General features: G+C 35.0%; 8 protein-coding genes. 5 read left to right on the top strand and 3 right to left on the bottom strand.

Features of this window, described 5'->3' with window-relative positions:
- Positions 1-2 precede the first annotated feature (2 nt).
- The 3 genes from ABXQ82_RS03925 (at position 3) to ABXQ82_RS03915 (ending at position 4,313) form a co-directional block, all read left to right on the top strand.
- Positions 3-1,109 (top strand): twin-arginine translocation signal domain-containing protein, encoded by a 1,107-nt coding sequence (locus tag ABXQ82_RS03925; RefSeq protein WP_367055177.1) that lies wholly within the window; start codon positions 3-5, stop codon positions 1,107-1,109.
- A gap of 17 nt (positions 1,110-1,126) precedes the next feature.
- On the top strand, positions 1,127-2,512 hold the full coding sequence (locus ABXQ82_RS03920) for a DUF2231 domain-containing protein (RefSeq protein ID WP_367055174.1): 1,386 nt from the start codon (positions 1,127-1,129) through the stop codon (positions 2,510-2,512).
- A gap of 118 nt (positions 2,513-2,630) precedes the next feature.
- Positions 2,631-4,313 (top strand): sulfatase, encoded by a 1,683-nt coding sequence (locus ABXQ82_RS03915; RefSeq protein WP_367055171.1) that lies wholly within the window; start codon positions 2,631-2,633, stop codon positions 4,311-4,313.
- A gap of 555 nt (positions 4,314-4,868) precedes the next feature.
- Here the strand turns inward: ABXQ82_RS03915 and ABXQ82_RS03910 are convergent.
- From ABXQ82_RS03910 to ABXQ82_RS03900, 3 genes are all read right to left on the bottom strand, one after another.
- On the bottom strand, positions 4,869-7,448 hold the full coding sequence (locus tag ABXQ82_RS03910) for a glycoside hydrolase family 2 TIM barrel-domain containing protein (RefSeq protein ID WP_367055169.1): 2,580 nt from the start codon (positions 7,446-7,448) through the stop codon (positions 4,869-4,871).
- 106 nt (positions 7,449-7,554) lie between these two features.
- A complete protein-coding gene (locus ABXQ82_RS03905) occupies positions 7,555-8,256 on the bottom strand; it encodes a hypothetical protein (protein WP_367055166.1) in 702 nt (233 codons plus the stop codon).
- Between the two features lie 15 nt (positions 8,257-8,271).
- Entirely contained in the window at positions 8,272-10,908 is a 2,637-nt protein-coding gene (locus tag ABXQ82_RS03900; RefSeq protein ID WP_367055163.1) for a T9SS type A sorting domain-containing protein, read from the bottom strand.
- 284 nt (positions 10,909-11,192) lie between these two features.
- Between ABXQ82_RS03900 and ABXQ82_RS03895 the strand changes: the two genes are divergently transcribed.
- Both ABXQ82_RS03895 and ABXQ82_RS03890 read left to right on the top strand, forming a co-directional pair.
- Positions 11,193-12,809 (top strand): tetratricopeptide repeat protein, encoded by a 1,617-nt coding sequence (locus ABXQ82_RS03895; RefSeq protein ID WP_367055160.1) that lies wholly within the window; start codon positions 11,193-11,195, stop codon positions 12,807-12,809.
- A gap of 158 nt (positions 12,810-12,967) precedes the next feature.
- Positions 12,968-16,069 carry a TonB-dependent receptor gene (locus ABXQ82_RS03890; RefSeq protein ID WP_367055157.1) on the top strand — a complete coding sequence of 1,034 codons (3,102 nt, stop codon included), beginning with the start codon at positions 12,968-12,970 and terminating at the stop codon, positions 16,067-16,069.
- Positions 16,070-16,077: the final 8 nt, after the last annotated feature.

The following is a 16,077-nucleotide window of genomic DNA, read 5'->3' as shown; positions in this document are numbered from 1 at the left end:
CTATGTCTTCACGAAGAAATTTTATAAAAAAGACTGGAATTGCTGGAGCAGCATTAGCCTCTGTGCCATCATTCGGATTTAATATTTTAAAAAAATCTGCTCCAGAAGATGTCATTTTAGGTCATGGCGATTATCAATATAAGTTGGTAAAAGATTGGGCTGAATTAAGTGCCATCAGAAATCCTATTCTAAATTGTCACGAAATGGTTATGGATAGCAAAGGACGTCTAATCATGATGGGCGATCATACTAAAAACAACATTCTTATTTTTGATAAATCTGGTAAATTATTAGATTATTGGGGCACCGCTTACCCTGGTGGACATGGTTTAACCATTTCTAAAGAAGATGATGAGGACATGCTGTTTTTAACCGATTCTGGTTGGTACTTGAACAAACAAGGCAAGTGGATTTACCATAACGGGCGTGTCACTAAAACCACAACCGATGGACGTGTTATTTTCGATATTGGTCATCCGCAGACGATAGGCGTTTATAAACCCGGAGATCATTTTTGCCCAACAGAAACCGCAATTGGGCCTAACGGGGATATTTATGTTGCAGATGGTTATGGTATGGATTATATCATTCAATATGATGCTAACGGAAAATATATTAGACATTGGGGCGGTAAAGACAATCCAGATGAAAATTATAAATTATCAAACGCCCACGGTGTTGCCATAGATTACAGGAAAAAAAATAATCCTTTAGTAGTTTGTACTTCCAGAAACGAACAATCTTTTAAATGGTACACACTTGATGGCAAATATGTAAAAACCTTACATTTACCAAATATGCAAGTATGTCGCCCTGTTTTTGACGACACTAACTTATATGCTGGCGTATGTTGGTCCCAACCTAAAGTTGGCAAAACAAACTGGAAAGACCATACAGGTTTTGTAACCATTTTAGATGGCGACAAAGTGGTTTCTAATCCAGGTGGTACTGCCCCTGAATATGAAAATGGCCAACTTCAAAAATCATATCAGTTACAGAACAAACCTATTTTACATGGTCATGATGTTTGTGTAGATGAAGATAAAAATCTTTACATCTGCCAATGGAATGCCAATAAAACAGCACCTTTAAAACTAGAGCGCGTATAAATTTTACAGTTTATTTTATGAATGAAGCACCAGACTTTGTATTATTTTTAGGAAGATTTCATCCTCTTGTTGTTCACTTACCTATCGGTTTTTTAATTTTTGCTTTTTTGCTTGAATTGGCTAGTAGAAAAAAGAAATATGAAGCCGTAACGGCGGCAATTCCATTAGCACTATTTTTAGGATTTGCCTCAGCTGTTGTCGCCTGTGTTTTAGGATATATGCTATCGCTTAGTGGCGATTATGATGGGGATGCACTAGACATTCATTTTTGGTTTGGCATAGCAACAACAGTTGTTACTTTACTCGCTTGGTTAATTCGTATTGAAAAAATAAAATTTCCGAAGAAAAACAGAGTTAAGGCAAATATTTCGGCTTTAGCTTTAATTGTTGTTTTAATAAGTATTACTGGACATTACGGCGGCAACCTAACACATGGAAGCGACTACTTAACCAAATACGCACCTTTTAATAAACAGGAAAAGAAAGAACTTCCAAAAATAGAAAAGGTTGAGGATGCCGTGGTTTTTGATTATTTGGCACATCCTATTTTAGAAAACAAATGCACTAGTTGCCATAATTCCAGTAAGAAAAAAGGAGGCTTATCTTTTCAGGATTCTTTATCTATTGCTAAAGGCGGCAAAAATGGAGATGCGTTAATCCCTGGCAATGCTTTGGAATCTGAAATGATAAAACGGGTTTTATTACATCCAGAACATGAAGATTTTATGCCACCAGATGGAAAAACACCTTTAACCGAAGAAGAAATTACCATTTTACAATATTGGATCAACAATGCCAATGCCGATCATAGTTCTAAAGTTGCTATCATTGAAACCCCTGAAAACGTGATGCACATTGCATCAAATATGTTGGGTATAAAAAGCGCAGGTAAAAAGGGCGATGTAGATTTACCTCGCGTTCCCGAAATAGATGCTGCTACGCTTAAAGATCTAATTTCAGAAGGATTTACGCTTAGGGAATTGGTTTTCGGTTCTAGTATTTTTGAGGTGGTGTTGCCTTCATATAATAAAAGTATAGGTTCGACTGATTTGAATGCGAAACTGGAAAAATTGTCTAAAATTAAAGATAATATTCTGTGGCTTTATATTGAAGATAATTCGCTTTCGGATGAAAATTTAAAAACAATCAGCACGTTTAAAAACTTGCAGAAACTGGTCATAAACCGAAACCCGATTACTGATGTTGGTTTAAATAATCTTGCAAAACACGAGAGCTTAATGAGCTTAAACGTCTATGACACCAAGATAACGGGACAAAGCTTAGATGTAATGTCCAGAATTAAAAATCTTAAAAAAGTCTATGCCTGGAAAACCGCCATCGTTGAAAAAGATGTCATTGCCTACAAACCTGAAGACCTCCCTCAAATTGTGCTTTCGCCATAAAAAATAGTGTCCGTAAAAAACATTTGTTACTCATAATTAAACACCAATAATATCATGTTGGTGTTTATTTGCGTACTTTTCAAATTAAAATAAACTCAACTTTTATACTAAACAACTTATGCCATTATTTCTTAAAACTTTCAAAGCTTTATGCTTAATTTTAGTTGCTTGTACTGTTTCATGCAAGGAAAAACCAGAAGCTCAAACTTCAAAAAAACCTAATATTATCTACATCATGTCTGATGATCATACTACTCAAGGTTTTGGTATTTACGGCAGTAGGTTGGCAAAATTAAACCCCACACCTACTCTGGATAAAATTGCTAATGAAGGTGTGATTTTCGAAAACTGTTTTGTACACAATTCTATATGCACCCCGAGTAGAGCAGCCATAATTACCGGTCAGCAATCTCAAACCAATGGTATTTTAGATTTGGAAGGCCACCTTCCAACGGAAAAACAATATTTACCAAAAGAAATGAAGGCTTTGGGTTATCAAACCGCTTTAGTTGGTAAATGGCACTTACACAATGAACCTACTAATTTTGATTTTTACCAAGTATTACCGGGACAGGGTAAATATTTCAATCCTTCATTTAGGGTAAGAGGCGACAAACCTTGGCCAAATAATACGGTTAAAACTGAAGGACATTCAACTGACAATATTATGGACATTACCTTGGATTGGCTAAAAACAAAACGCGATCCAAATAAGCCATTCTTTTTAATGCACCATTTTAAAGCACCACATGATGACTTTGAAAACGCACCGAGATATGATGATTATTTAGCAAACAATTTTATTCCAGAACCTGAAAGTTTATATACAAGAGGCAACAATGGTTCTGAGGCCACTAGAGGAAAAAACGATTCATTGACTAGAATTATAGGTTCTTCTGTGTCCCATAGAAATTTGATTAGAAATCAGGCCATGAACTTGTACACGGACAGCACGGTGTATAAAAATTACAGAAACCAAAAAGATTTAAAACCGAACGAGTATGTTAAATGGGCGCCTGATGCAAAAGAAAATGAACATACAAGTGAAGTTTATCAAGAGTATCTAAAACGTTACTTAAGATGTGTTAAAGGTGTTGACGACAATGTAAAACGCTTGATAGATTATTTAGAATCTGAAAATCTTTTGGAGAACACCATTATTGTTTATACTGGAGATCAAGGATTTATGCTGGGAGAACATGATTATATCGACAAGCGATGGATGTATGAAGAGTCCTTGCGCATGCCTTTCTTTGTGCGTTATCCTGAAAAACTAAAAGCTGGAATAAGAACAGATGCTATAATTAACAATACAGACTTTGCGCCAACAATGATTGAACTTGCTGGAGGAAAAGCCCCTGATTATATGCAAGGTAAAAGCTTTAAGCACATTCTTGAAACTGGGGAAGAGCCTGAAAATTGGCAACAAGCGACTTATTACCGCTACTGGATGCACATGGCGCATAGACACCAAAATCCAGCGCATTTTGGTATTAGGACCAAAGATTATAAACTGATTTTTTTCTACGGAAAATATTGGGTGGATACTGATGATCCTGATGCAGAATGGAATAAAGACAGTTGGGGTAACGACTTTACGAATCATACACCTGTAGCTTGGGAATTTTACGATTTAAAAAAAGACCCTAAGGAAATGAATAATGCATATGGAACTCCTGAATACAAAGACGTTATCGCAGATTTAAAAACACAGTTGATAAAACTTAGGGAAGATTTAAATGAAACTGATGCCAATTACCCGCATATCCAAAAAGTGATTGATACGCATTGGGAGGATTAGAATTTTATAATAAATTTTAATTTTGTTGAATAAAAAGCGAGGCGATTTTAAAATCGTTCTCGCTTTTTTTGAATGGGACGTTTTTTGTAGCCACCCAAACGAGCGGTAGCCGTTAATTTGACAAACTAGCGGCAAAATAAATAAGACCAAACCCAGCCCTTAATCCCCTCCAAGGAAGGAAACTCATGCGTAACGGTTGCCTTTACCCTTTCTTCTTTCTCTATTACCGTTGAGTCTTGGACTACGAAAATGTTTAAATACAAGTAAAAGCTTAAAAAAAAGACCTGTCAGGTTTTTGAAACCTTACAGGTCTGATACGTGACTTGTAATATTTAACGATAGTTTAGGTTTTATTTTTATCATTTAAACCTACGAGGTTCTTAAAAACCTTGCAGGTTTTCACACCTCTATTTTAAATTTTCATATTCAGCTGAAGATTTAATGTTCACACAGCTAGCACTAGGGTGATTAATAAGCATACTAGAGCATAAAAAAAGAGGGCGATTTAGAAAAACCGCCCTTTTTTTAAATTAAATTTTATCGCAATTACCTCGCTTAAGGCTTTGATTTTATTGATACACTCACATCGTCCATTCCATCTACATGGGCAACTACTTCAATATCCCCAGATTCTCCTGTAGCTTGAATTAACAATAACGTTCTTCCATTGTGCGTTGTGTTTACGTTGGTGTGAAATTTTTGAACACTTTTTTTCCAACCGTTATCCACACCCAATAATTTTGCAGGCCCCTTAATCTCGAAGGTTATTTCTTTATCATCAGTCATTGATGGGTTTCCTTTTTCGTCAGTTAATTGCGCTACAATATGAACTACATCATTATAATTTGCAACAATTTCTGTTACATCAGGTGTTAATTTAAGTGCTTTAGATGCTCTTACGGTAACTACTTTTTGGGTTATTTCTTCTCCATCTTTTACCCCTACCGCTTTTAATTCGCCATCAGCAAATGGCACGCCCCATTTGTAAATATGATCTTCAAAATCGGTTAATTTCTTTTTTCCCAAGGATTTATTATCCAAGAACAATTCGACTTCCTCGCAATTAGAATACAACTCTACTGAAATCATCTCGCCCTCATTATAATTCCAATGTTCATTTACATCTTGCCATTCCCATAAAGCATGTTTCCATTTTTCAGGATTTTTGGCAACAATATTGCCCTTATCGTCAATTTTGTTTAGCGACTTTTCGATATTTTGGGTGGCGATATGGATATGGGGTTGGTCGTTCCAAAGGGTTTTCATCATGTGGTAAGACCCTTTTTTGAATCCGGCAGTAGTTAACAACCCGGAAGGCTGCACACGCACCGGCCACGGATCTCTTATTTCGCCCATATAATCTATTCCTGTCCATAAGAAAGTTCCTGAAATATGCGGACGTTCCATGATAGATTTCCATTCGTGATATTGCGCTAAATTCTCAGTCCCCATGATTACCTTATCTGGATAATTTTCATGTCCGTAATCGTATAAAACGCGTCTATAACTGTAACCAACAATATCTAGGGCATCCGCATATCCCGATAAATGACTTGCAGAAGGCAAAATACAATTGGCAACTATTGGTCTTGTGGTATCCAATTCTCTTGTCCACTTTGCCAGTTTTTGAGCAGTTTCCCCGATATCATATGTACCCCTTGGTAGGGTTTCCAATTTATGCTTGATTTGCTCAACTGTATTTGGTGGTTTAGACCAGAAATAATTGCCATTCCAATTCATATTATTAAAAAAACCTGTGGCTTCAGCATTTCTGGGATATGTCCATTCAATTTCATTTCCAATACTCCATTGAAAAATGGACGGGTGGTTTCTGTGGCTCAATATCACATTGGTAAGATCCCTTTTAGCCCATTCTTGAAAATGTTCGCCATAACCCCTTGTGATATAATCTGTGCTTTTAGATTCGTTTTGGTTGAAACGCTTGTCCTTTGGATTGTCCCATTCATCAAAAAATTCATCCTGCACTAAAAAACCCATTTCATCACATAAATCCAAAAACTCTGATGAGGCAGGATTATGGGATACTCTAATAGCATTACAACCACCATCCTTTAAAATTTGCAAACGCCGTTTCCAAACCCCTTTTGGAACTGCTGCACCTACAATACCAGCATCGTGGTGCAAACACACGCCTTTAATTTTCATGTTTTCTCCATTGAGATAAAAACCTGTATTAACATCAAATTTTATGGTTCTAATACCGAAAGGGGTTTCATAGGTGTTTAAAACATCACCCCCTTTAGAAATTGTTGTCACAGCTTTATACAAATTAGGATTTTCTACGCCCCAAAGTTTTGGATCTGTTACTTCAATTTTTTGTATGATGCCATCGCTTGAGTTTCCAGAAACTGAAATTTCAGAAGATGCATTGGCGATTTCAATTCCATTACCATCTACTAATTTTGTAGCAACGGCAATAGTCTCTTCTGAAGCAAAATCATTTTTAATATCGATATTCAATTGAACCGTAGCCTTTTCCTCTGAAACATTGGGTGTTGTAATAAATGTTCCCCAAACAGGAATGTGCAATTTATTTAAGGTAATTAAATCTACTTTTCTATAAATCCCAGCACCTGTGTACCACCGGCTATCGGCATATCTGCTATGATCGACTTTTACAATTAACTCATTGTTTTTTCCATCCTTATTTAAATATGCTGTGATATCAAAGTAGAAAGGTGAGTATCCGTAAGGATGAAACCCTTGTTTTTTCCCATTTATCCAAACTTCAGAATTATTGTAAACACCATCAAAATGAACATAGGTTATTTCATTTTCATTAGATTTGGTATCGAAGGTTTTTTTATAATACCCATAACCCTCAGCATTTAAATATCCTGTAGCAAAAGCATCTTTAACCAATGTAGAGTCGAACTCGCTTGTAACCGCCCAATCGTGTGGTAAATTTATTGTTGACCAATCTTTTATAGTTGCAACAGCAACACTATCTTTTGAAAAATAAAAATCCCAATCTAGGTTAAAATCATCATGGTTTTGAGCTTTCGCAGAGTTATTATTTCCACAGGATATTAAAATAAAGCTAAAGGTTAAAAGACCAGAAAAGAAACTGATGAAATTTTTATTCAAAATTGAAAAGTGTTTGGTTGACTTCATAATTGGATACTGCTATTGGTTAGTAATCAAGAGCCTCAAATTTAAGACTCTTGATTTAATTAAGGCACAAGTAACACTTGATTTTTTCTTTACTTATGGTAAAAAATTAATTAGTTGAAAAACTATACACTTCTGAGGTAGAGGTATTCCCATGATTATCACGGGTTACCACTTTCCAATAGTAGGTGGTGCTTGCTGACACAGAATGGCTATCTAACTTTTGGACCGTTGTTGTAGAAACCTTGGTTGTTGGCGATGTATTGGTGTCGAGATAAACATCATATTCTTTTATATCATTATCTACATCATTGCCAGTCCATTCAAGGTTTGCCGTTGCAGCAGAAATTGCAGCACCATTTGTGGGACTTTTTAATTCGGCAGGAAAAGGCGCATAATTTTCTACACCAATTCCAGCGAGGTAAAACTTCCAGGTATCGCTGGTTGCTGTGTTGGTTGTTTTGTTTGATTTAGACACAACATACCAGGAATAAGGTGTTCCCCTCTCAATAGTAATCTCTAAATCATCTGAATTAGAATCAAAATCCTGTGTTGCATTTGTTTCTAAATTTTTCAAGAATAAAGTATAGGCAGTGGTGTTATCAGCCTTATTCCAATCAAAAGTTAGTTTTGCTTGTGTATTGGATATTACCACACCAGCAGTACATTCTTCATTATTGTTTGGAAATATTAAAGCCGCTTTAGTTGGGTCTAATATTTCTTCTTCGCCTCCAGAATCGCCGCCGCCACTACAAGACACCATCATACCCAAAATTAATGCTACGGTATATGTTCTTTTTGAATAGTTCATTTTTTAAATATCTTTTTATTTTACAACAAATTTTGAAACCTCTACACTTTCATCATTTATCTTAAACACAATCATATAAACACCTTTTTCTAAGTTAGTTACTGGTATTTTATTTTGAGTTTGCATCATTACCTGCTCCTTAACCAATCTCCCAATAACGTTATAAACATAGGCCGTTGAATTCAACAATTTTTTATTTACTACAACTGAGAGTTCATCGTTTACCGGGTTAGGAAACAGGAAAAAAGACTTATTTATAAAGAAAGTTTCTTCGTAAACACCTTGGCAATCTTTATTCGTTTTTACTTTTAAAGTGTTTTTACCTTCGGTCAATTCCAAAGTAATCTCATTTGAACTTGTTTTTATGTCTTTACCATTTAGCTCGATATTATAGTTATTGCTTCCATTTAAATTTAAGGTCACAGCATTTTTAGAATTGCTCACTTTAGAGGTAACGCTTAAGGGTTCGGGCTGCCCTATTTCTATAGTAAACTCGATCCTATAATCTGGAAATGAAGGCACGGTAACTATCATTGTATAAGTTCCCGGGTTCAGGTTTTCAATATTCAAATCACTTGAAAAATCAAAATCTTGGTTAAAACTTGGTCCGGTAACAGACGCCTTATAATCTTGAGCAACGGTGGTAGTCACATTTATCGCACCATTATTCTGGCTCACACAAGTTGCATCAATGCCTTTTATTTTATAATTATCAGATGGCAGACTAGACGGATTTACTTCTCTAATATTTGCGCTAAAATTAAACACTTGAATTCCCACCGTACTTATGTGTCCCCCTGAGTCTGGGAATTCTAAAGAAACCGTGTTATTTGTATTTAAATCGTCGTAAGAAACCGGGATTTCCAATGTCCCGAAAAAACGCTTTTTATCTCCTTGATTATAACCGCGCCAATCATCTGGAACAACAATATCCTTATTATTGATTTTTACAATTGGCTTCAGAATTTTACCGTGATCTCTACCGATACTAACTCTAAGAACAGCCTCTCCATAAGCACCGTTTTTTGTGATGCCGTTAATATTGAACAAAGCAGGTTGTGAAGCTTGGATTGGTTTTAAATAATCGTTTGCAAAATATTTAACCTCATCCGAGGTTTCATCGATAGTTATTGTGTCTTCAAAAGTGTATTCAAGAATCATGGTAGATTCTGCTCCAAGCACAACCTCAGATATTGGAGATGTTAGTGTTTCTTCTTCTAATATTGGAGCATTTCCAGAAAGTGTTAAATGCCGTTTTAAAATACTGGCAACATTAACATTATAATTATCAAAAATATCAAGGTCTATAGTTTTAGCATTAAATTCTAAATTATTTAAAATAATATAGCCTTTGTTTCCATCAATATAAGCGTCGACCTGTATGTCCAAATCTGTTGATTTTGTATCAACTCGCCTGCCTTTAACATTTTGCCACAGCTGATAAAATTTTACCATGTCTGTATATACCCACTTTCCCGTGTAACTGGTTGGTTCATTCTCTTTTCTAAGCAATCTATGGTTGTAAGTAGCTCCAGTAGTACTGTTATATCCCCATTCTGCCTTAACTATTAAAAAATTCACGGCAATTGCAATCGCATCCGGTCTCTCCAAAAAAGACATCAATTGTGCATTTTGCGCTTTTAAATGTAACCAGTCCCTAAAAGGACTCCAATCTCCAAAATAATCATGCATTTGAGCGCCATATTCAGAAATCACATAGGGTTTGGTTTTCCCCAGTTTAATTTGGCTATAATTGTCCATCATATCAAAAGTGGCTTCAATATTGCTCCCAGAACGCAAATCCTTTTTGCCACCACCTATAGAAGCAAAATCGTATAAGTGCATGGACCAAAAATCCATTTTTTCTCCTGCCACATCAATAAACAGTTTATCCCTATTTATCCATCTTTGAAAATCTCCGGTTTCAAAATCTGGAAATGCCACAGTATAGCCACCAATAAGTAAATTTGGGTTTTGTGCTCTAATCGCATCAGCTACTTCCACATGAAAATCGGCAATTTCCTGTAAAGAATTTGTATAATCACTTTTTCCGCCAAGAGCTTCATAAGCGGGTTCATTTATAACTTCAACAAAAGCAGGGGTTGGCTGGCCATTACCACCGTGAAACTCGTTAATGTAACGCCCCATGTACTCGCCAGTAGCAGTTGGGTTTGCAAGTTTCCAACCTTGATTTGTGTTTCGCTGGCTTTCTCCTGTCCAAAAAGGATGTAGTTGAGCTGCAATTATTAAATTATTTCTGGCTTCGTAGGAATGTAAGTTTGTTTTGTTAGCGTAATTGTTTCTTGAGTTTAGACCACGGTTGGTTATATCTACCGGATTGGCAAAGCCTGGTCTTGAAGGATCTTCTGCCATTTGATTTAAATTCCAAGTGATGCCGCCCGTATCTCTACCTAAATAGACATCATAACCATTTAGAAAGTCATCTCTTAAATCAGGCACAAAATTATTGCCATCCCATTCCTGTTCTGTTTGGTTTGCATGGATAGTAATAAATTTAGAACGATCAAATTCATAAATACCACCAACGGTGTGTTTTACATTTAAATTTACAGCTACACTCGTTTGGGCTCCAAGTTTACAAAACACCCCTATAATACATAAAAATTTTACCCAATTGGTTATTCGTTTCATACCTCAAAAATTATTTGATCAATAACAAATTTAAGTAACAAAGCCCATATTCCTACTTATTTAAACTTATAAATAACTGAACAAAATTATTTTTTATCAATCCTACAATTACATAAAATAAAAGGAAATATTCATTATATGATGAAAAACCCATACACCTAAGAACTTACCTATAAATACTTTAACAATAAAAATAAAATAAATAAACATAAAATTGTCAAGTTGTATTCCATACGTGTTTTTTTTTTATAAATTGCCTAATGAACTTATCAATACTTGACAGAATGGATTTTCGCAAGCCCTTATACGTAATTTTATATACTGTGTTGTTTTCAATACCATTTTGCTACTCACAAAACCCTGAAGCTGAAGCTAAAGATGAATTATTGCGGAAGGCAAACGCTTTTAAATTCAAGAATCAGGATAGCGCCCTGTTTTATCTTAAAAAGGGATATGAATTAAGGCTTGAGGAAAAAGACACGTTAAGAGCCATCAATTTTCTAACATCCCTTTCTCTATTTTATGCCCACAATATCAATTATGAAAAGTCTTATGATGGCTATTGGGAAGCATTGCTATTGGCAGATAAAACAAATGACTCCATTTCAAAAGCAGATATATTTTTAGGACTGGGTTGGCTTTATAGTTTTTACAAAAGAAATGATGAAGCATTAAAATATTTTGATCGCTCTTTAAAAATCAGGAAACAATTAGCTGCAAAGGGCTCTCTCAACGAAGGCTACCTAATTGAAAATTATTTTTCAAAGGCATCTTTCTTTAGAGTAAATAACGATTATAAAACAGCTAAAACCTACCTTGATAGCATCTACAAAATCAAACAAGACCCTACAATAAAAGCGGATAATTTCTCCTTATCTGAAGCAGGATATTTATCCGCAAAGGAAGGGCAAGTTGAAAAAGGATTAGAACAACTGGCAACGGCAACAGCATATTTCAAAGCCAATAAACCTTCATATCTCGTAGTTATTTATGCGCTTTTTGGAAACATCTACAGAGAAATTGGAGATTTATCTAAAAGTGAAACTTACTTTAAAAAATCGCTAGAGATATCAGACCGATATAGTAGCCATTTAGATTACAAACTATTTGTATTTGAGGAGCTACATAAAATCTACAAACAAAAAAAGGAGTACAAAAAAGCAATTACTTTCATAGAAAAAGCCAAAGCTTTAAATGACAAAATATATAGTGTCCAAAATAACCAACACTTGTTCGAGATAAAAGACAAATATAGAATAGAACAAGAACGACTAGAAGACCTGGCAAAACAACATCGCATCCAGCAGTTGGAGCATGAAGATAAAGAATGGATGTTGAAATCAATCATCCTAGGTGTGACAATTTTATTCCTCATACTTTTCGGCTATTTGCTCATTCGAAATATTAGAAACAAGCATAAAAATGAAAAACTCATACTACAGGAAAGACAAAAACAAAATCTTAAAAGGCACAGGGAGGTTTTGGAATTGAAAAACAAAGAGCTAACCGAATCTGCCTTACGGCTTATAGAGAAAGACGAATTTATTTCAAGTATAAAAACCCGATTGGCAAATCAAAAAAACAATATTGATGTAAACGTTATTAAGCGAATTTTAAAATCAATACAAGGAAACCCTAACAGTAATTGGTCTGAGTTTGAAGCGAGGTTTACAGCCATTAACCAAAGTTTCTACCATCAATTGAAAGAAAAATTTCCTCATTTAAAGCAAACTGACCTAAAAATTTGTGCACTTGTAAAACTTAATTTCGCTAGTAAGGACATGGCAAAATTATTGGGCATCTCTGTAGAGAGTGTTCATACTTCAAGACACAGATTGAGAAAAAAACTCGGATTAGAAAGAAATGACAATTTAGAGGAGTTCATTAACCGATTTGAATAATCAATTGATTTTCATGTATTTATGTTCAATATATCTAGTTTTTGTCAAGTTCATTTAAAACTTATTTTTAGCTTGTTCAGTTCTAGTAAAGTTGAAATGTTAATATTTTCATAACCTTTAATTTAAATTTATCAACTTAAACTAAAACTAAATTAATAATGAAATTAAACTTTTGTACGAAGGAAAGGGTAAAGTTCTTTGCAACTTTTTTACTCTTATTCGGATTTGGATTTGCACAAGCACAAACCATAACTGTTAGAGGTACAGTTACAGGCGATGGAATCCCGTTACCCGGAGTAAATGTTATTGTAAAAGGAACAACCAACGGAACAGTTACCGATTTTGACGGTGTTTACGAAATTAAAGCTGATAGAAATGCTGTTTTAGAATTCAGTTTCTTGGGTTTTAAAACTAAAGACGTTGCTGTCAACGGTCAAACAGAAATCAATGTAAGCTTAGAAACCGATTTATCTGAACTGGACGAAGTAATCGTAGTAGGTTATGGTACCCAGAAAAAGAAAGAAGTTACAGGTGCCGTTGCCGCTGTTAAGGCTGATATTATAGCGAAAGCTCCGGTGTCAGATTTAGGTGAATCTATCCAAGGTCAAGTAGCAGGTGTTAACGTACAGGCATCAAGCGGTCGTCCTGGCTCTGTAGCAAACATTCAAATTAGGGGATTAAGTTTAGGGAACTCAACACCTTTATATGTAGTGGATGGTGTTCCTTTTGAAGGAGTTCCTAATATAGCTCCCGAGCAGGTTGAATCCATGGACATCTTAAAAGATGGTGCTTCTGCTGCAATTTATGGTGTTAGAGCATCGAATGGGGTAATATTAATTACAACAAAAAGAGGTAAAAAGGGAAAAATTGATGTAGAATTATCAACTTACATGGCAATACAGAATATAACCTCTGGTGTGCCTTTATTGAGTTCTACAGATCAATATTTTGTGGAAGAAGTTTATACTAAAGCAATTGGCGCTGCACCTTTCCTTTACGGTTTTAATCCACAAGGACTAAATAATAATAGTGATTTCGTTGGTGACGTTCAAAATAATAATGCTTTAATTAGAAACTATGCTCTAAGTATAAACGGAGGTTCCGAAGATTTTTCAGTAAGTTTTAACACTAACTTTTTCGATCAAGAAGGTGTTTTAATAAATTCTGGTTTTAATCGTTTAAGCTCTAGATTAAATGCCAATTATAATAAAGGTAAATTTAAGGCTTTTGCTTCAATTGGTCTAACTTATGAAAATACCGAACAAGAGCCTTGGGCGCTTTATGAGCTTGCTTTAAGACAAAGACCGTGGCAGGTTTCTTTTGCAGATGTTGAACAAATTGGTGAAAACAGTGTATTGATACCTGTTCAAAATGCTATTCAATATAGCTATATTTCTGCTTTGCTGGATAACCAAGATGACAGACAGGTAAATAGTCATAACATTGCATTAAACCTATCTTACGAAATTGTACCTGGATTAACTTATAAAATAAGTTTAGGTAGAAACATGTATAACTACAGAAGAAAATTTTTCCAACCACAGTATTTAGTAACAGATTTAAGTGGAGAAATTAACCCAACAGCTAGTAGGGAAGAATCTATACTTAATGAAGATTTTTACTTTAGTGAGCGAAATATCATTGAGAATATTTTAACCTATAATCAGGATTTTGGAAAACATAACTTTAATTTAACTGCTGTAAGTTCTTTTGAAGAATTTAAGTCTAAAAGTTTAGGGGTTGGAGTAATTGGTTTACCATCAAATGACGTTGTAACTCTTGGCGCTGGACAAGAACCTTTAAACAATAGTTCAACAGACATCAATAGATCTCTAAGTGGTTTACTAGGAAGAATCCAGTATAACTTCGATGATAAATATTTACTTTCGGCAAGTATTAGACGAGATGGTTCTTCTAGGTTCTCTAAAGCAAATAGATATGGTACATTCCCTGGTGTTTCTGTTGGTTGGAATATTAGTGAGGAAAATTTCATGAAAAATTCTGACTCTCCAATAAATAGCCTTAAAGTAAGAGCAAGTTGGGCTGAATTAGGGAATCAAAACACAGCTGATTATGGTATTTACACATTGATAGAAAGCTCTATCAACTATCCATTTGGCGTAGATGAAATACTTAATTTCGGAGCTATTCAAAGAGGTTTAGCTAATGCCGACCAAGTTTGGGAGCGTAAAATTTCTAGAAATATTGGTCTAGATCTAGCAATGTTTTCTAATAGATTAACTTTTAATGCCGATGTTTACAAAAACAATAGAATTGATATGCTTTTACCTCAACCAATACCTAGTTCGTTGGGGACAACTATTTGGGTTAATGGCTCAGACAATATCCCTGTTAATGCTGGCGACATGGAAAATAAGGGTGTTGAATTAGCTCTTGGCCTTAAGGGTAACGGCAATCAAGATTTTTCATGGAGTATTGATGCTACCTGGACTAAAAATATTAACACCATTTTAGACTTAAATGGCATACAACGTGGTTTTGCCGGCGGGTCTCCGGCAAGATTTGATGGAGCAGATGCAACTACTTTTAATGCGGTTGGATATGAAGCAGGAGCATTCTTTTTAGTAGAAAATGAAGGTTTAATCAAAACTCCAGAAGAGTTGGCAGAATATAGGCTAATAGAAAGCAATGCTTTTTTAGGAGATTTACGTTTTAAAGATCAATTAACGGAAGACACAGATAACGATGGCATTCCGGATACTGCAGACGGTAAGATAGACGAAAATGATAGAGTCTATGCAGGATCTGGTCAACCAGAATGGGAATCAGGTTTAAATATAAATGTAAAATATAAGAACTGGGATTTATTTGTTCAAAATTACTTCTCTTATGGCGCAGAAATATTTAACGGATCTAAGTACTTAGCATATAGTGCTGGTAGACATCAAGATCAATATTACCAATGGTCTCCTGAGAACCCTAATACAGATATACCAACATATAGAACAGGCAATAACCACCCAAATAAGCGTGCATTTTCTGATTTTTGGTTAGAGGACGGCACCTATTTTAGAATTCGTAATATTACACTTGGATATAACATTGAACCAGAAGCATTAGCTGGTTATGGTATAAGTAAAATGCGTTTATACTTATCAGCAATGAATCCAATAACCATAACAAACTATTCAGGCTTCGATCCTGAAATTGGAGGTAACGGACTCAGTACAAGAGGTGTAGATCAAGGTAATTATCCTATTGCAAGACGCTTTTTATTAGGTTTACAATTAAAATTTTAAAAAAAAAA

The organism is Algibacter sp. 2305UL17-15 (assembly GCF_040720935.1).
In the GTDB taxonomy this organism is placed as follows: Bacteria; Bacteroidota; Bacteroidia; order Flavobacteriales; family Flavobacteriaceae; genus Jejuia.
This window is presented reverse-complemented; position numbering and strand designations above follow the sequence as displayed.